This is a genomic window from Clostridium sp. FP2, from assembly GCF_011065955.2.
GTDB classification, from domain to species: Bacteria; Bacillota; Clostridia; order Clostridiales; family Clostridiaceae; genus Clostridium_AD; species Clostridium_AD tagluense.
On record NZ_JAAMNI020000001.1, the window covers coordinates 1,938,936 to 1,957,318 of the forward strand.

Below are 18,383 nucleotides of genomic sequence, written 5' to 3' on the forward strand. Positions count from 1 at the left end.
TATGGAGGTATCTAAATGACTAAAAAATATCATGGATATTATAATTCACCTATTGGAGTATTAGAAATAATAACTTCAGACGATGCAGTAATTTCAGCTATGTTTGTAGAAGAGATGAAGCAAAGTACAGAAGAATCGGAAATTTTGAGGGACGTTATTCAACAATTTGATGAATACTTTAAAGGAACAAGAAAAAAATTTGATATAAAATGCGAAGTACAAGGCACTGAATTTCAAAAAAAGGTTTGGGATGCACTAACGGAAATACCTTATGGGGTAACCTTATCTTATAAGGAATTAGCTATTGCCATTGGAAATGAAAAGGCTGCAAGAGCCGTAGGTAAGGCTAATAGTGTAAATATTATTAGTATAATTATACCTTGTCATAGAGTGATTGGATCTGATAAGAGCTTAACAGGATATGCTGGTGGGATTAATAGAAAGCAGTGGCTTTTAGAACATGAGAGGGAAAATTCAAAAAGCCAGTTGGGTTGCAGATTATAGATATATTATTTTAAGACCTTATGAAGTTATAGTATATGTGATAAAATAATTAAATAAGGATTTATTGAACTAATGAAAATTAAGAATAAATCAATATTTACAAGGAGGCCTAAAAATGTCATATTTACTTAAACCACTAGAGCAATGTAAGTTAACTTTTAACAATAGATTGGTTATGCCACCCATGGCTACCTCTAAATCTGAACAGGATGGAAGGGTAAGTAAAGAGATATTAGATTATTATGATGAAAAATCCCAGGGTGGGTATATTTCATTAATTATTATAGAACATAGTTTTATTGCGCAAAAGGGAAAGGCTAGTGAAAGAATGCTTTCTATAGCAGAGGATAATGTTGTGGAGGATCTTAAAGAACTGGCAAATATTATTCATAAAAATGGCTCTAAAACAGTAATGCAAATTAATCATGCTGGAAGTGCCGCAAAAATAGATATCACAGGATATGAGCCTGTGGGACCTTCAGCTATAGCAAACCCTCGAACAGGTAGTGTTCCAAAGGAACTTACTAAAAGTGAAATTAAAATTATAATCAAAGAATTTGCGAAGGCGGCACTACGTACAAAAGCAGCTGGGTTTGATGGGGTAGAGATTCATTCTGCTCATGGATATCTTCTAAATCAATTTTTTTCTCCGCTTTCTAATAAACGAAATGACGAATATGGTGGAGAAATACTCGGAAGAATTAAAATTCATTTAGATATTATTAAAGCAGTAAAAGATGCTGTTGGTAATGATTTTCCAATTCTTCTTAGATTAGGAGCTTCTGATTATATGGAAGGTGGAAGTACAATTGAAGATAGTAAAGCTGCAGCCCTAGAATTTGAAAGGGCAGGAGTAGATGTTCTTGATATATCTGGAGGATTTTGTGGATATACTGTCACCGGCAATAATAGCCAAGGATACTTCTCGCCGTTAACTGAAGCTATAAAGGAAGTTGTGTCAATTCCAGTAATACTAACTGGTGGAATTACGCAGGCTCATGCAGCTGAAAAACTTCTTTCAGAAGGAAAAGCTGATCTTATTGGTGTAGCTAGAGCTATATATAAAGACTCTAAGTGGGCCCAAAATGCTATTGAAACGCTTAAATAAGTATCAAAAAGATAGAATTATTTAAAGTAGTAAGCCATCGATTTATAAGAGTCGGTGGCGTTCTTATTATGAATCTAAAATGATTTTATAACTTCATGTGAGTTATTGGAATTAGAAATAAATACGCAGCAAAATTTGAAAGGATGATTAGATGGACTTCTTAGTAAACACAATAATAAAGACAATAGTTGATACCTTATATTTGACAGGAATGATAATTCTAGTAGGATTTATTCTTGGATTTTTGAGGGACCATTCGATGGAAAATTTTCAAAGGAGTTTTGGCTGGAAGGCAGTTGCTATTACAGGCATTATAGGGGTTCCCATACACGAAATGTCCCATGCTATCTTTTGTGTTCTCTTTGGACACAAAATTAAAAAAGTGGTGCTTTTGCAGAGGAGAGATGAAAATGGGGTACTTGGGTATGTAAGTCATGCGTATAATCCTAATAGTGTATATCAACAAGCAGGTAATTTTTTTATAGGAATTGCTCCTATATTCGGAGGGATTTCCGTTATAATTGCATTAATGCACATAATGATTCCGAAGACATACAATGAATTTATAAATATATCTTTAAATAATATAAACATAACTAGTATAAGTCCGGAAACAATAAAGGTCATATTGAATTCTTATATTGATTTAATAAAAACAATTTTTTCAATGAATAACTTAGCAAATCCGTACTTTATACTATTCTTATTTTTGGCTATATGTATCTCATCCCATATATCTTTAAGTTCTGCGGATATTAAAGGTGCTTCTAAAGGATTAATTATAATATTTCTTTTAATATTAGTTGTCAATGTTTTTGGCTTTTCAAGATTTTTTGTGGCTGAAAGTATATTGAAGTATAATATTGTACTAATAGGATTTCTCATAGTATCCTTGATTTTTTCTAGTATAACGTACATTGTAAGTTTACTTCTATCAATAATAAAGAACTAATTTAATATTTGCTGAAATAATTGTTATTCTTACCAAAGTCTAATAAATAAGCAAAAAAAATAGTGAATAGCCCTCAATTGTAAACCGAAAAAATAATTATGGTTTACAATTGGGGGCTATTCCATTATTATTAGTATGTACCATGGTGTAAAGGAGGAATATTTATGAAAAATACAAGAAATTTAATTTTAGTAGCTATGTTTGCAGCTTTAACAGCAATTGGAGCTTTTATTAAGGTTCCAATACCATACGTGCCATTTACCCTTCAATATTTGTTTTGTGCGTTAGCTGGCATAATTTTAGGTTCGAGATTAGGCGCATTATCGCAAATAATTTATGTGGTCATTGGACTTTGCGGGCTGCCTGTATTTACAGAAGGGGGAGGTATTAGCTACATATTTAAACCTACTTTTGGATATCTTATTGGCTTTATAGTAGCGGCCTATGTTATAGGTAAAATAAGAGAGAATGTTGTGGAATTAACTTTTTTAAAGACTATATTTACGCTACTTTTTGGTCTGTTTTTTATATATTTATTTGGAGTTGCATATTTATATATTAGTTATAATTTATACCTAGGAAAAAATATTTCTTTCTATTTTGCATTTTTTTATGGTTTTGTGGTTTGTATAGCTGGGGATTTGATACTAACAATATTTGCAGCATATATTTCAATAAAATTAATACCCGTATTAAAAAAAAGTGGATATATAGAATAAAAACAATAAAAGAGGAGGAGAACATGAAAGAATTTATTAAGAGCATAGAGAAAAATGTTTTATCAGGTCAAGCTATAAGTTTTGAAGAGGCAATAGAATTAACTAGCATTGCTGAAAAAGAAGATATAGTACTATTATGCAATACTGCGAATAAAGTGCGAGGATATTTTTGTGGAAGGGAAGTAGATCTTTGTAGCATAATGAATGCAAAATCAGGACGCTGCACTGAGGACTGCAAATTCTGCGCGCAATCTGCTCATTATAATACGAATGTAGAAGAGTATGGATTAGTCTCAAAAGAAGATGCTTTAAAACTAGCAAAGGAAAATGAAAATGAGGGAGTAAATAGATTTTCATTAGTGACAAGTGGTAGAGGACCTACTGAAAGTGATTTTGAAAAGATTTTACATATATATGAAGAGCTAAATAAGGAAATAAAAATGGATTTATGTGCTTCGCTGGGTATACTTGGATATGAGCAATTGCTTAAGTTAAAAGAGAGTGGGATAACAATGTATCATCATAACCTAGAAACTAGCAGAGAGTACTATGAAAACATATGTACAACTCATAGTTATGATGAAAGACTAGATACTATAAATGCAGCATCAAGGGCTGGAATGCTTGTTTGCTCTGGGGGAATTATTGGCCTTGGAGAAAGCTTTGAAGATAGAATTAAGCTAGCTTTTTTGTTAAGGGATTTAGGTGTTAAATCTATTCCTATAAATGTATTGAATCCAATTGAGGGAACACCTCTAGAAAAGGCAGAAAGCTTAAACCAGGAGGAAATACTAAAAACTATTGCCATATTCAGATTGGTGAATCCAAAAGCACTTATAAGACTTGCTGGGGGAAGAAATCGCATAGATGAGTTTGGTAAAAATTGTTTTGATTCAGGAGCCAATGCTACAATCACTGGAAACTACCTAACAACATCAGGTAATAAAATATGTGATGATAAGAAAATGGTAAGTGAGTTAAATCTGGAGGTTAGAAAAAATGGCTAAGGGGATATTTATAGTTGGAACAGATACGGATGTGGGTAAAACTGTTGTAACTGCAGGGATTATTCATGTGCTTAGGAGTAATGGATATAATGCTACATATTTTAAGGCAGCGCTTAGTGGGGCTATCAAAGTAGGCAATGAGCTTATTCCAGGTGATGCTTTGGTTGCTTGTGATGTGAGTAATTTAGAAGAAGATTACGTTAATATAACACCCTATGTTTATAAGAACGCGGTATCTCCTCATCTTGCCGCAAAACTCGAGAACAAGTCTATTGAAATAGATGTAATAAGAGAAAAATACGATTATTTAAAGAAAAAATATGATTATATAATTGCGGAGGGTAGCGGTGGAATAATATGTCCATTGATAGATGATGAAAGAGGATTATATACCCTTGAAAATCTTATTGTGGATTTAAATATGAGCGTTATTATTGTGGCAAGAGCGGGGGTAGGAACAATTAATCATACAGTACTAACTGTTAAATATATAGAATCTCTTGGGATTAAGATAAAAGGAATTATAATAAACAATTATATAGAAAATGTGATTTGCAATGACAATATTAATATGATAGAAAAACTCACTAAAGTAACCATTATAGGTAAGTTTAAGAGGATTGAAAACCTAAAAGAAAATATGGTACAAGCTATAAGGATAAATGCAGAGGCTGCTTTTAGTGCTAAGACTATAGAGGAATGTATGGATAAATTATAAAATGAAAGTTGAGGTATTTATATGAATTATGTAGAAAAGGATTTAAAATATATATGGCATCCTTGCTCACAAATGAAGGACTATGAGGAGCTTAATCCAATAGTTATTGAAAAAGGGGAAGGGGTTTGGCTTTATGATATACATGGAAATGCATATTTAGATTGTATATCATCTTGGTGGACTAATACTCTAGGGCATAGTAATAAGAGAATCAATGATGCCATAAAAAAACAAATAGACAGTATTGAACATGTTATATTTGCAAATTTCTCAAATAAACCTGCTATAGAGCTGGCAGAAAAGCTAGTAAATATAACACCAGATAAGCTTAAAAAAGTATTTTTCTCTGATAATGGGTCCTCAGCGGTAGAAATAGCCTTAAAGATGAGCTTTCATTACAATATGCAAAAGGGAAATACTAAAAAGAAAAGGTTCGTAGCCCTAAGCGATGCATACCATGGAGAAACTTTGGGTGCCTTGTCTGTTTGCGATATAGATGAGTTTAATATGGTATACAAGCCCCTCCTTTTAGACACTTTAAGAGTAGAAGGACCAGATTGCTATAGGTGTAAATATGGTTTAAATAGAGAAAATTGTAACGCGGAGTGTTTTGAAAATATGAAAAAATGTTTAATGGAAAATCACGATGAGATAAGTGCAGTAATAGTTGAACCTATGGTTCAAGGCGCTGCAGGAATGAAGATATATTCTCCAATTTATCTAAAAAAACTTCGACAGCTTTGTGATAAATATGACACTCATCTTATTGCAGATGAGATTGCAATGGGCTTTGGCAGAACTGGAGAGATGTTTGCTTGTAATCATGCTGGAATAAGTCCAGATTTTATGTGCCTTTCAAAAGGAATTTCTGCTGGATATATGCCTATGTCCGTAGTTATGACTACAGATGAAGTGTATGATTGTTTCTATGGAGATTATAAAGAGCGAAAATCATTTATACATAGTCATACTTATGCAGGTAATGCTATGGGATGCGCCATAGCACTCGAAAACCTAAAGATATTTGAAGAAGATAATATTATAGAAAACAATATAGAAAAAGGCAAACTTATAAGAAAACTTACACTAAAAAAGGCAGAAGGTTTGAAGCATGTAGGTGAAGTAAGAAGTATAGGTATGATAACAGCTATAGAAATAGTAAAAGATAAAAAGACAAAGGAAAGTTATCCCTTTGACATGAGAGCAGGATACGCGATTTACAAAATTGCGCTTAAAAAAGGTTTATTGCTCAGACCTATAGGAAATGTACTTTATTTTATTCCGCCATACATTATACAGCAAGAGGAGATAGAGTTTATGGTAAATACTTGCTTTCAAAGTATAGAAGAATATTTCCAGCAAAACGCAGGTGGGGACTATACTGATATGTAGCAATTGAGGCACCAAAAAGCATTCAATCTTTTATGATTGAATGCTTTTTCTTTATATAGAGAAGATGAAAATGCATAAATAATTAATTTAATAGTCATTCTTGAATTAATTTGTGAGAGTTTTAATTTGTATAAAAAGGAATAAATCGCATAATATAACAAGCATTTTGCATATACTTTATAAAGAAGAACAAAAAAACTCCTGTGGGAGTGTAGATCTACGAGCTTATAAGTTATTTATATCTTGACAAAGAATAAAATATTGTAACAATACTGTTAATGCAGAACATTGAATAAATTACAATAATTGTAATGAAAACATGGCAATATTCTAATTGATTGAAGAACATGAACATATCCTTTATCAAAAAACCGTTTTTATAATGAATGAACAAATATTCACTATAAAAGTGCAGGATTTCTCTGAAATTATTCAAATTGCTTACATTCTATAACTTGAATGCCAAATTCTTTGTAAAATTAATTCCTTCTGTAGAGGGAGCTATTACACTTAGAATTTTTGTATTATATATGAGCTTTGCTCTGAAAAATAAAAAGGGGGATTCTAGATGTTAAAAAGGTCATTAGCTATTGGTTTAAGTTTAATTCTAACATTTGGTATGGTAGGGTGTGCAAAAAAACCTGCTGTAACTGAGACTAAAAAGATGCACATTGGTATTGTTACTGGTACTGTATCGCAGGGTGAGGATGATCTGCGTGGTGCTGAAGCAATGATTAAAAAGTATGGCGATGCAGCTTCTGGCGGAATGATAAAGCATGTTACTTATCCAGATAATTTTACGCAAGAACTAGAAACTACTATTAGTACAATTACTGGTCTTGCAGATGATGCAGACATGAAAGTAATTGTGGTAAATCAAGCAGTTCCAGGTACTGTTGCAGCATTTAAACAGATTCGTGAAAAAAGGCCTGATATATTACTGTTAGCTAACTCTTCTCAAGAAGATACTGCTATGATTGAAGAAGCTGCGGATTTAGTTGTGGATCCTGATAATGTAAACCGTGGATACCTTATGATACTGGCTGCGAAAAAGATGGGCGCAAAAACTTTCGTGCACATTTCTTTCCCTAGACATATGAGTATAGAACTTCTTTCACTCAGAAAAAACATTATGCAACAAGCTTGTAAAGACTTAGGAATTAAATTTGTATTTGAAACAGCTCCAGACCCAACAAGTGACGTTGGAATTCCAGGAGCACAACAGTTTATTCTTGAAAAAATGCCAGCATGGGTTGCAAAATATGGAAAAGATACAGCGTTTTTCTGCACAAATGATGCTCAGACAGAGCCATTATTAAAACGTGTTGCAGAACTGGGAGCGATATTTGTTGAACCAGATCTTCCTTCACCAGTAATGGGATATCCAGGAGCATTTGGTATTGATTTAAAAGCAGAAGCTGGAAACTGGCCTGAGATATTGAAAAAAGTTGAAGCAACTGTAGTAGCTAAAGGTGGTTCAGGAAGAATGGGTACATGGGCATATTCTTATGGATACACAGCTAGCGAAGGTTTGGTAGAATATGGTAAAGGTGTAGCAGAAGGCACAATGAAAAAGGGCAATCTTGCTGATGTAATAAAGGCATTTGGTCAATATACACCAGGAGCTGAGTGGAATGGTTCCTTGTATACAGATAGAGTTAGTGGAAAAGAAATTTCAAATCACGTAATGGTTTATCAAGACACTTATGTATTTGGAAAAGGATACCTAGGTAACAGTAAAGAAGTGGTTCCTCCAGTATATAAGACCATAAAATAAACAAAAAACATTGAACATTAGGAAGCAGTCTTTAGAGACTATTCTCAATGTATTATTATAACCAAATAAGTGTGAATTGCTTTGCCTGCATATGTGTGCAAAGTAATTTTCCTTATATTGGATGATAAGAGGTGAATTTATTGTCTACAGATAATGTACTACTTAAAGTAGAAGGTGTTGGCAAAGAATATGACGGAAACAGGGTGCTTAAAGATATAAGTTTCACACTTGAAAAAGGAAAGATATTGGGACTTGTTGGAGAGAATGGAGCAGGCAAATCTACACTGATGAATATCTTATTTGGTATGAAGGTGATTTCTGAAACTGGTGGTTACGAAGGGTCTGTTTATTTAAATGGAGAAAAAATTAAATTTAAAAGCCCTGTGGATGCATTAAAAGCAGGAATAGGAATGGTACACCAAGAATTTTCATTAATTCCTGGGTTTACGGTAGGAGAAAATGTACTTCTTAACATGGAAAAGACCAAGAAAAGTTTGCTTTCAAAGGTCCTAGGTAAACGGTTAGAAACTATAGATTTACCAGAAATTCGAAAGAGTGCTCAAAAAGCAATAGATACATTAGGAGTTCAGATAGATACAGAAACTTTGGTATCCGAGATGCCAGTTGGACATAAGCAATTTATAGAAATAGCACGTGAAATTGACAGAAGTCAGGTTAAGCTTATTGTTTTAGATGAGCCAACTGCAGTACTTACAGAATCTGAGGCTGAGATTTTACTTAGATCAATGAGACTGCTGGCTGATATAGGTATTTCTATTGTATTTATATCCCACAGACTTCATGAAATAACATCTATTTGCGATACTATTGTTGTACTTCGTGATGGGTTAGTTGTGGTGGAAACACCATCAGAGGGTGTGGATGTAAGACAGATTGCTGAATGGATGGTGGGTAGGGATGTTGATGAAGAAGCCAAATATATAAGGCCCCTAGTAAAAATTGATGAAAAAGATATTATTTTTGAAGCTCGAAATCTCTGGGTGGATATGCCTGGTGAAACAATTAAAAATGTGTCATTAAAGGTACGCACGGGTGAAATCTTAGGTATTGGTGGTCTTGCAGGTCAAGGTAAGCTTGGAATTCCTAATGGAATTATGGGACTTTTTGCCAGCGGTGGGGAGATTTTCTTTGAGGGTAAACCACTCAAGTTAAACAATACACTAAATGCACTACAAAGTGGCATAGTGTTTGTATCTGAGGATCGTAGAGGTGTTGGACTACTTTTAGATGAACCTATTGACTGGAATATTGCTTTTAATGCCATGCAAGTTCAAAATAAATTTCTTAAAAGTTATTTAGGGGGGGCGATTAAGTGGCGTGACGAGAAAGCTATGAAAGCATGTGCCCTGGAATATATAAAGTCACTAGAAATAAGGTGCACTAGTCAGCGTCAAAAGGCAAGAAATTTATCAGGGGGAAATCAACAAAAGGTTTGCCTTGCAAAGGCATTCGCTATGAATCCGAAGCTATTATTTGTCTCTGAACCTACCCGTGGTATTGATGTTGGAGCAAAAAAATTGGTTTTAGATGCATTAAGAAAATATAATGAAGAAAACAATACAACTATAGTTATAATATCATCAGAACTGGAAGAACTTAGATCTATTAGTGATAGGATAGCTATTGTTTGTGAAGGAAAAATATTTGGTATTCTGCCACCAGATGCAGAAGTAGTTGATTTTGGGTTATTAATGGCCGGAGAATTTAAGATAAACGAAGAGGGTGAAAAAATATGGCTCAGATAAATAAATTCATCAAGAATTTTGGATGGGCTCGCATCATCATTGCCATTTTCCTTTTAGCATTATTTATTGTGGCTCCTATTTTCGGGGTAAGAGTTGACACATCTTTAAATGATGTTATTGTGCGTTTTGGTATGAGTGGTATTATGGTACTTTCTATGGTGCCTATGATTCAATCAGGATGCGGGCTGAACTTTGGTGTTCCAGTAGGCCTTATATCAGGAATGATGGGAGCTGTGGTGAGCCTAGAGTTTAATCTTACAGGTATGGCAGGGATTGGAGTAGCCTTTTTAGTTGGCCTTGCTATGGCCGCAGTTTTGGGTTTTCTTTATGGACTACTACTTAACCGTGTTAAAGGAGATGAAATGATTATAGCCACATATGTGGGTTTCTCATTCGTCTTTTTAATGAACATATTGTGGCTCAAACTTCCCTTTAAAAATCCAGCAAGTGTTATGGGTTTCAAAGGAGAGGGGCTCAGAACCACAATTAGTATTGAAGACTACTGGATACATGTACTTAGTGATTTCTTCAAAATTCCTGTTTCAAAATATCTAATTATACCTATAGGAATGCTTTTATTTTTTAGTCTTATGTGTTTGATAGTTTGGGGCTTTTTTAAAACAAAGCTTGGCACTGCTATAACAGCAGTGGGCTCTAATCCAAATTATGCAAGGGCTTCAGGAATTAATATTAATAAAATGAGACTAGTATCAGTAATGCTGTCAACAATGATAGCAGCAGTTGGTATGATTGTTTTTGAGCAAGGATTTGGTTTTGTTCAAATGTACAATGGACCCACAGCGTTTGTCTTTCCATCGGTGGCAGCTGTTCTCCTTGGAGGTGCCTGCGTTAACAAAGCAACCATCACCAATGTAGTTATTGGAACATTTTTGTTTCAAGGTATTTTGACAATGACGCCGTCAGTCATAAACAGTGCGATCAATATTGACGTATCTGAAATCATCCGAATAATAGTTTCTAACGGATTGATTGTATATGCACTGACTCGGAAAGGGAGGTAGGTCATGAAATTTGATAAGAAAAAAATAGGTCCATTACTTACGGGTAGTGTTGTGCCATTAATGTTTTTAATCATCAGCATAATAGCAATACCGCTTTCGGGGTATTCTGGAGGTTTTTTGGTGGATCAGATTATAACCAGGCTGGCAAGAAACTCTTTCCTAGTATTAGCACTGCTGCTTCCTATTATGGCGGGAATGGGTATCAACTTTGGGATGGTTTTAGGTGCTATGGCAGGTCAAATTGGATTGATATTTATTACTGACTGGGGTATTACAGGAGCTCCAGGGCTACTCCTTGCGGCACTTGTTGCAGCTCCTATAGCAATAGGCCTTGGATATTTTTGTGGTGTGGTACTAAATAGGGCTAAAGGCCGTGAAATGGTTACTGGCATGATTCTAGGTTTTTTTATTCTTGGTGTTTATCAATTCTTTCTTTTATACATGTGCGGAAATGTAATTCCATTTAAGACTAGTTCACTGCTGCTTTCTAAAGGGTATGGTGTACGTAATGCCTTGAACTTGGGTGTAGCTAAAGGATTTGATAAACTAATTTTAATAAATATAAATGGTATAAATATTCCGGTTGGAACCTTTTTGATTATAGGTTTGATTTGTTTCTTCACTGTTTGGTTTAGAAAAACAAAACTGGGTCAGGATATGAGAGCTGTAGGACTTGACATGAATGTATCTGATACTGCAGGAATTGCTGTTAATAAGACACGTATTCAGTCCATCATAATTTCAACAGTCCTTGCTTGCTTTGGACAAATAATTTATCTGCAAAATATAGGAACTATGAACACCTATAATGGAGCAGATCAAGCAGGCCTTTTTGCAGCTGCATCACTTTTAGTTGGTGGTGCAACGGTTACTAAAGCTTCTATCCCAAATGCCATTATTGGTACTGCACTGTTTCATTTGATGTTTATAGTTATGCCTATGGCAGGCAAAAACATTACTGGGTCGGCTATGATTGGTGAATACTTGCGTATGTTTATATCCTATGGGGTTATTACCATAGCGCTAGTTCTACATGCTTGGAAACGACAAAAGGATAAAGATATGGAGCGGCACAGTTTTCAGCTAGATATGGAAAAATAGGTTAGTAAATGATAAATGTGTTAGAAATATATTAGTGTAAATTATATGGAAAAACTAAGCCCTAGCGTTAGAAGTATACTTTAAACTCTAGGGTTTAGTTTTTTTGGTGAAATTTTACTTTAAATAGAATATCCTGCAAAAGAGAACAGAGGTTTTCTAATGCAAATATAAAAATTTAGGGATAATTTTTCTCAACCTTTGGAAGTATAGATATAGAGGTATGATTATAAAATACGGGAGCCTTAATAAAAAATTAACTTAAAAAGTGGTGAGGTAAAATGATGTTTTTAGATAGAATGGATGCAGGAGAAAAATTAGCTGATAGTCTTTACAAATTTAAAGATGAAGATGTAATTATACTTGCGGTGCCAAGAGGAGGTATTGCAGTAGCCTATGACACAATAAAAAGGTATGGGCTTAAATGGGATTTGATTATTCCAAGGAAAATAGGTGCACCACATAACAAGGAGTTTGCAATAGGTGCAGTATCTGTGGATGGTAGTTATTTTTTAAACAATGATTATGTGAAAATGCTTGGTATATCACAAGACTATATTGAGAAGGAAGTTTTGGAGCAAACAAGGGAAATTAAGAGAAGAATGCAAGAGTACCGTGGAGTTGATACATTTCCTGAGGTTAAAGGTAAAACGGTTATAATTATTGATGATGGCATTGCTACTGGATTTACAATCCTTGCTGTAATTAAGGCTGTTAAAAAACAAGGAGCTAAGAAAATTATTCTAGCTATTCCTGTAGGTCCTAGGGAAACTATTGAAGAATTTAAAGAGCATGTTGATGAGGTGATATGCCTATATATACCAGAAAAGTTTTATGCAGTGGGTTCATACTATGAAAATTTTAAGCAAGTTACAGATGAGGAAGTATTTATAATTATGAATGAATTGAGGGGATAACTTATGGAGTATAAGCTTGTTGCGGTAGATATGGATGGGACCCTTCTTACTCCAAAACTGGAGATATCAAGAGAGACTGTGGAAACTATAAATAGGGTTATAGAAAAAGGTGTGATATTCACGCTTTCAACAGGAAGAATGTATCTTGCAGCTATGGCATTTGCAAATATGCTTAACCTAGATGTTCCTATAATAACTTGTAATGGAGCCCTTATTAAATGTTCTAAAACAGGAAAAGTATATGATATAAAGAAAATTGATAAAGAACTTTCGTCAAAAATTATAAGATACTGTGAGCAAGCTGGGTTATCAGTAAGTGTTTATAGGGAAGATGATATATATATTCTGGAAAATAGTGAAAATATAGATATACATATGCAACTAGATCATGCAAAACCTCAAATTGTAAATGATTTTGAGTCGATTTTAGATGGTTCAATTATTAAAATAATGTTTAATAGTAGTGATAAGTATAATCTTGAGCATCATACACGAAAATTATATGAATTATATAAGGAAGAACTAAATTTTTATTTTTCATTACCCCATTTTGTTGAGATTGTTCATAAAGAGGCAAATAAGAGAAATGCTCTAGAAAATTTAGCGCTTAAATTTAATGTAAAAAGAGCAGAAATCATTGCTATTGGAGATAATTTTAATGATATGGATATGATAGAGTATGCGGGTCTTGGAGTTGCAATGGGAAATGCCCCAGATTATTTAAAAAATGTTGCTGAATTTGTAACCAAATCTAATGATGAAGATGGAGTTAGGCATGTTCTAGAAAAATTTATACTAAAATAAACAATTAGCTGTAAACGTATTGTGATTTAAAAGGCACAATACGTTTTTTGCTGTGCGCCCAGCATGGGCACAATCTAAAGGGTGAAAGTCCCTAGCACGGGTTAATAGTGCCAAGTGCATAGCGTAAGACAAGGGTAAATGTTTAATATTACATTTATATATATATATATATATGTAATAATTAGTTAATACACATATTAACTAATTATATAATATTTAACACAGAAACAAAAAACAAAGAGTGGATTAAGCCCCCAAATTTGGTCTAATCCACTCTATTTTCGTAAATTATTTTTTAAATAATGTTATAATTAATAGGGTAATATTAAGGTATTTCCTTAACTTGATGGCTATGACCTCGGGGGACGTAACAATAACTGGAAGTTGTTGTTTGCTAATTGGCTTTTAATTTATACAAAACCCTTTAGTACTAACGCTCGCTATTCATTGAGCCAGCATGTGCTATTTCTTTAGTAGCATGAATAGTACCATGTGGATGTTGAGGCGGAGCATAGATAGAATATAATTTGAGAGGTTTATTACCGGTATTAACTACATTATGCCATGTGCCTGCAGGTACAAATATTGCAAAGCCATCATATACATTTCTTTGGAAATTCAAGTTATTTTTACTTGGTCCCATTTGAGCAATTCCTTGTCCTTCCTCAATGCGTATAAATTGATCAATTACTGGATGAACTTCCACACCTATATCTCCCCCAACCTTGATACTCATCAAAGTAAGCTGTAAATGGTTGCCTGTCCATAATGTGGTACGATAATTATTATTTTGCTTAGTAGCCTTATCAATATCAACTACATAAGGTGGTGGTCCATAATCCTTCAATATAATTGGATCATTATAACTTACTGATTGTGAAATATCAAGTCTTGAATCATAATCTAATTCACCATTATAAGTGAAATTTTCATCAGCAAATTGTCTTGTAAAATATGGAATATACATTGGTTGGTTATAGTAGTAAGGGTATGTTCCATAGGCGCTAATCATATCCTTTGAGCTACACCTCGCTACATATTGGCAGTAGGAACATGGATAAGGGTTATAAGGATTATCCATTTTTTTATTCCTTTCTAAGTACTTCCATATTATCTTATGTACTATGTATAGGAAGTGTGCATTTGTTTTAATAATTCATAGAATTTATTGAGACAGGCAACTATTATATTTTTAATATTAAAGACATTACTTTTTTATTATCAACAAAGATTGAAAGCTCCACTCCTAATCTTTGTAAGGAGTCATCCTATATGAATATATCCACAATTCATACATTGCCATTTTACTTCAGTATTTCTTTTAAACATCATTCCTGCTTATAGATTTTTATATATTGTCTTAAATCATGACCCTCTTCTACTTCCTATAATTCTTTATAGTAGTCTGCAATTTCTATAAAACTTTCTAATCTGGCCTCTTTTTCAAATTGTTTATATAATTTGCTACTCTCAAAAGCTTCTCCTTCTGCAGAAACTTTCAAATTATCTGCTGTAGTTTTATTCATTTTCAGAAACCTATTAAAAACTTCTCGTGCATGAGCCTTTTCGTTATTTGCAGTAGCGTCGAAGTTCTTGTTTCTTGCTCTTGACTCTCCAACAAAAGTACTAAGAAGATTTTTCTCAGTGTTACTACCTTTTAATTGCACTTCAATTCCTCCAATAAATAATTATCTTCTCTATTACTTTATTCATTATATTTTCAAAGGTTACTTAAAAAAGGGTGAAATCTACTAATCTCGAGGTCATATAATCGAAACTCCTGGTAATTATAGGAATATAATAAGAATATAATAAGAAATAAGATATAGTACACATTAAAACTTTAGAATTCAAAAAATATATGAAAGGCGTTGTATTATGGATAAAAAGAGAAGATTTATTGTGGTGGAAGGAATAGTTCAAGGAGTCGGTTTTCGTCCATTTGTATATAATCAAGCAAAAACTTTTGGGTTAAAAGGCTGGGTGAATAATAATTCTGAAGGAGTTTATATAGATGTTGAGGGATTTGAGAAAGATATAGATAAATTTATACAGGCTCTTGAGAATAATCCTCCGCCTCTTTCTCGGATAGTAAAGATGACTATAAAAGCTGATAAAGTATTAAATTATTCCAACTTCGAAATCAAAGAAAGTGAACAGAGTGTTGATAAAATCACTTTAATATCACCAGATATAGCTACTTGTAGTGATTGCGCAGAAGATATATTAAATTTATACAATAGGAGAAGGGGGTATGCATTTACAAATTGTACGAATTGTGGTCCCAGGTTTTCTATAATCAAAGAATTACCTTACGATAGAAACATGACTACAATGAGTGAATTTAAAATGTGCAAGAAGTGTAATAGTGAATATTTAGATTCTAAAGATAGAAGATTTCATGCACAACCCAATGCCTGCAGGTCTTGCGGTCCAGAACTTTGGATAGAGGATTTCAAAGGTAAAAGATTAGAAATAGAAGATCCTATAATCTTTGCTCAAAACATGCTTATGGAAGGAAAAATATTTGCCATAAAGGGGCTCGGAGGTTTTCACCTTGCCTGTGATGGATTGAATGAAATTTCCGTGAGTATCTTAAGGGATAGAAAAAAAAGACTTTATAAACCACTTGCAGTTATGATAAAGAATATAGAAACAGTAAAGAAATATTGCAGGGTTAACCTGTTAGAAGAGAAGATACTAACTGGAATAAAAAAGCCAATTGTTATTTTAAACCAAAAAGAAAGCTACGATTTACCACAATATATTGCACCTAATCAAAAAACAATAGGAGTAATGCTTCCATATACACCTATTCATATTTTATTGTTTTCAGAAAAACTTAAGGTGCTTATTATGACTAGTGCAAATGTAAATGGTTTACCTATAGAGTATAAAGACAGTTCTGCAAGAAAGTCACTTTCAGGTATTGTGGATTATTTCCTCATGCATAACCGTGAAATACACGTCCCAGTTGATGATTCTGTATTAAAGGTAGTAAATAAACAACAAACAATTATAAGGCGCGCGAGGGGATTTGTTCCTGAACCTTTTAAATGGACTAATACGAGGAATATCTTAGCTTGTGGTTCCAATATGAAAAATACTTTCTGTATTAGTAAAGAAGGATTTTTGTTTTTAAGCCAATTTAATGGTGATCTCAAAAATTTAGAAACATATGAACATTATAAGAAAAATATTGAACATTTCAAAAATATATTTTCTTTTTCTCCAAAATTTATTGCGTTTGATATGCATCCGGGGTATATGTCAACTAAATATGCTTTGGGATATGATTTGCCTAAGATCGCTGTGCAGCATCATCATGCTCATATAGTTAGTTGCATGTTTGAAAATAAATTAAAAGAAAAAGTGATTGGAGTTTGTTTTGATGGAACTGGTTATGGCAGCGACGGTAAAATATGGGGTGGTGAATTTTTAATTTGTGATTGCCTTGAATTTACAAGAGTAGCTCATCTTGATTATATAAAAATGCCTGGAGGTGAAAAAGCCATTAAAGAGCCCTTTCGAATGGCGGTTTCCTATCTTTATAAGTCCTTAAGTATAAATGAAAATAAAAAAGAAGTTTATGATTTGATTTTTGAATTATATGGTAATCAAGGTATTAATGTAATTAATATTTTAAACTCAAACATTAATTGCACAGATACCTCAAGTATGGGTAGACTTTTTGATGCGATGGCAAATATAATTGGAATTACAGATGTAGTTACTTATGAAGGACAGGCATCTATTGAGCTTGAAGCTATATCAGAAATGAATATTGAAGAATCCTATACTTATAAAGTAATAAAACAAGATATGTATATTATAGAGCCATCTGAAATAATTATTGAGGCTTTAAAAGATAAAATAAAAGGAGTACCCGCTAAAATTATTGCTTCTAAATTTCAAAATACTATAGTAAATATAACTGTGAGTATATGCATACGCATCAGGCAAGATTCAAATATAAATGAAGTAACGCTTAGTGGAGGGGTTTTTCAAAATTCTTTTTTACTTAGGAAAATAAATTGTAATCTCAAACAAAATAATTTTAAAGTATATACTCATAAGAACTTGCCTTCTAATGATGGAGGAGTAGCAATTGGGCAGATAATTATAGCCAATGCAATAATAGAAAATGATTTAATAAAATAAAAAATCAAAAAAATATAATCAAAAAACATTTTAGTTAATAATTGTACATATATTCTAATAAAGGAATAAGTGTAAATTAATTAGGAGATAAATATGCATGAAGTATCTATAATTGAAAATGTTATTAAAATAGTTTCAGAGAAAGCAATTGAAAATAAATTAACTAAAGTTACCAAGGTATCATTAAAAATAGGAGAGTTATCTGGTGTTATGGCAGAATGTTTAAAGTTTGCATTCAAAATTTGTATAATTGATACAATGCTTGAAGGTTCAACTTTAGAAATAGAAAAAGTTAATGCAGTAGCTGTGTGTAAAGATTGCATGCAACAATTTCCAATTGACCATTTGAATAAACTTTGTCCATGCTGTAATAAGTTTTGTTCTAGTATTATTCATGGATATGAGTTTTATGTAAATACTATAGAAGGAGATTAAAAT

The 18,383-nt window shown here is 33.0% G+C and carries 17 protein-coding genes; 15 read left to right on the top strand and 2 right to left on the bottom strand.

Features of this window, described 5'->3' with window-relative positions; all coding sequences use genetic code 11:
- Positions 1-15 precede the first annotated feature (15 nt).
- The 13 genes from G9F71_RS09210 to G9F71_RS09270 all read left to right on the top strand — a co-directional run bounded on the left by G9F71_RS09210 (position 16) and on the right by G9F71_RS09270 (position 13,784).
- Positions 16-504: a methylated-DNA--[protein]-cysteine S-methyltransferase gene (locus G9F71_RS09210; RefSeq protein ID WP_164948958.1), complete on the top strand. Its 489-nt coding sequence runs from the start codon at positions 16-18 to the stop codon at positions 502-504.
- Positions 505-619: 115 nt separating this feature from the next.
- Positions 620-1,612: an NADH:flavin oxidoreductase gene (locus G9F71_RS09215; RefSeq protein WP_164948959.1), complete on the top strand. Its 993-nt coding sequence runs from the start codon at positions 620-622 to the stop codon at positions 1,610-1,612.
- A gap of 151 nt (positions 1,613-1,763) precedes the next feature.
- Positions 1,764-2,564 carry a metalloprotease family protein gene (locus G9F71_RS09220; RefSeq protein WP_164948960.1) on the top strand — a complete coding sequence of 267 codons (801 nt, stop codon included), beginning with the start codon at positions 1,764-1,766 and terminating at the stop codon, positions 2,562-2,564.
- Positions 2,565-2,728: 164 nt separating this feature from the next.
- Positions 2,729-3,283 carry a biotin transporter BioY gene (locus G9F71_RS09225; protein WP_164948961.1) on the top strand — a complete coding sequence of 185 codons (555 nt, stop codon included), beginning with the start codon at positions 2,729-2,731 and terminating at the stop codon, positions 3,281-3,283.
- Positions 3,284-3,306: 23 nt separating this feature from the next.
- Positions 3,307-4,290, top strand: coding sequence for a biotin synthase BioB (bioB, locus tag G9F71_RS09230; RefSeq protein WP_164948962.1), 984 nt, complete (start codon positions 3,307-3,309; stop codon positions 4,288-4,290).
- Positions 4,283-5,008: a dethiobiotin synthase gene (gene bioD / locus G9F71_RS09235; protein ID WP_164948963.1), complete on the top strand. Its 726-nt coding sequence runs from the start codon at positions 4,283-4,285 to the stop codon at positions 5,006-5,008. The genes bioB and bioD overlap by 8 nt, the downstream gene beginning before the upstream one ends.
- Positions 5,009-5,029: 21 nt before the next feature.
- Entirely contained in the window at positions 5,030-6,400 is a 1,371-nt protein-coding gene (bioA, locus tag G9F71_RS09240) for an adenosylmethionine--8-amino-7-oxononanoate transaminase (RefSeq protein WP_164948964.1), read from the top strand.
- A gap of 568 nt (positions 6,401-6,968) precedes the next feature.
- Positions 6,969-8,177, top strand: coding sequence for a DUF3798 domain-containing protein (locus tag G9F71_RS09245; RefSeq protein WP_164948965.1), 1,209 nt, complete (start codon positions 6,969-6,971; stop codon positions 8,175-8,177).
- Between the two features lie 140 nt (positions 8,178-8,317).
- Positions 8,318-9,943 (top strand): sugar ABC transporter ATP-binding protein, encoded by a 1,626-nt coding sequence (locus G9F71_RS09250; protein WP_164948966.1) that lies wholly within the window; start codon positions 8,318-8,320, stop codon positions 9,941-9,943.
- Entirely contained in the window at positions 9,931-10,965 is a 1,035-nt protein-coding gene (locus G9F71_RS09255; protein WP_164948967.1) for an ABC transporter permease subunit, read from the top strand. The genes G9F71_RS09250 and G9F71_RS09255 overlap by 13 nt, the downstream gene beginning before the upstream one ends.
- Positions 10,966-10,968: 3 nt before the next feature.
- A complete protein-coding gene (locus tag G9F71_RS09260) occupies positions 10,969-12,066 on the top strand; it encodes an ABC transporter permease subunit (protein ID WP_164948968.1) in 1,098 nt (365 codons plus the stop codon).
- 278 nt (positions 12,067-12,344) lie between these two features.
- Positions 12,345-12,980 carry a phosphoribosyltransferase gene (locus G9F71_RS09265; protein WP_224626276.1) on the top strand — a complete coding sequence of 212 codons (636 nt, stop codon included), beginning with the start codon at positions 12,345-12,347 and terminating at the stop codon, positions 12,978-12,980.
- Positions 12,981-12,983: 3 nt separating this feature from the next.
- Positions 12,984-13,784 carry a Cof-type HAD-IIB family hydrolase gene (locus G9F71_RS09270; RefSeq protein WP_164948969.1) on the top strand — a complete coding sequence of 267 codons (801 nt, stop codon included), beginning with the start codon at positions 12,984-12,986 and terminating at the stop codon, positions 13,782-13,784.
- A gap of 430 nt (positions 13,785-14,214) precedes the next feature.
- Here the strand turns inward: G9F71_RS09270 and G9F71_RS09275 are convergent, their stop codons facing one another.
- Both G9F71_RS09275 and G9F71_RS09280 read right to left on the bottom strand, forming a co-directional pair.
- A complete protein-coding gene (locus G9F71_RS09275) occupies positions 14,215-14,865 on the bottom strand; it encodes a cupin domain-containing protein (RefSeq protein ID WP_164948970.1) in 651 nt (216 codons plus the stop codon).
- 304 nt (positions 14,866-15,169) lie between these two features.
- On the bottom strand, positions 15,170-15,451 hold the full coding sequence (locus tag G9F71_RS09280; protein ID WP_164947886.1) for a hypothetical protein: 282 nt from the start codon (positions 15,449-15,451) through the stop codon (positions 15,170-15,172).
- A gap of 211 nt (positions 15,452-15,662) precedes the next feature.
- Between G9F71_RS09280 and hypF the strand changes: the two genes are divergently transcribed.
- Both hypF and hypA read left to right on the top strand, forming a co-directional pair.
- The gene (hypF, locus tag G9F71_RS09285; RefSeq protein ID WP_164948971.1) at positions 15,663-17,945 is read left to right on the top strand and encodes a carbamoyltransferase HypF; all 2,283 of its coding nucleotides are present in this window, start codon (positions 15,663-15,665) and stop codon (positions 17,943-17,945) included.
- 93 nt (positions 17,946-18,038) lie between these two features.
- The gene (gene hypA, locus G9F71_RS09290; protein WP_164947888.1) at positions 18,039-18,380 is read left to right on the top strand and encodes a hydrogenase maturation nickel metallochaperone HypA; all 342 of its coding nucleotides are present in this window, start codon (positions 18,039-18,041) and stop codon (positions 18,378-18,380) included.
- Positions 18,381-18,383: the final 3 nt, after the last annotated feature.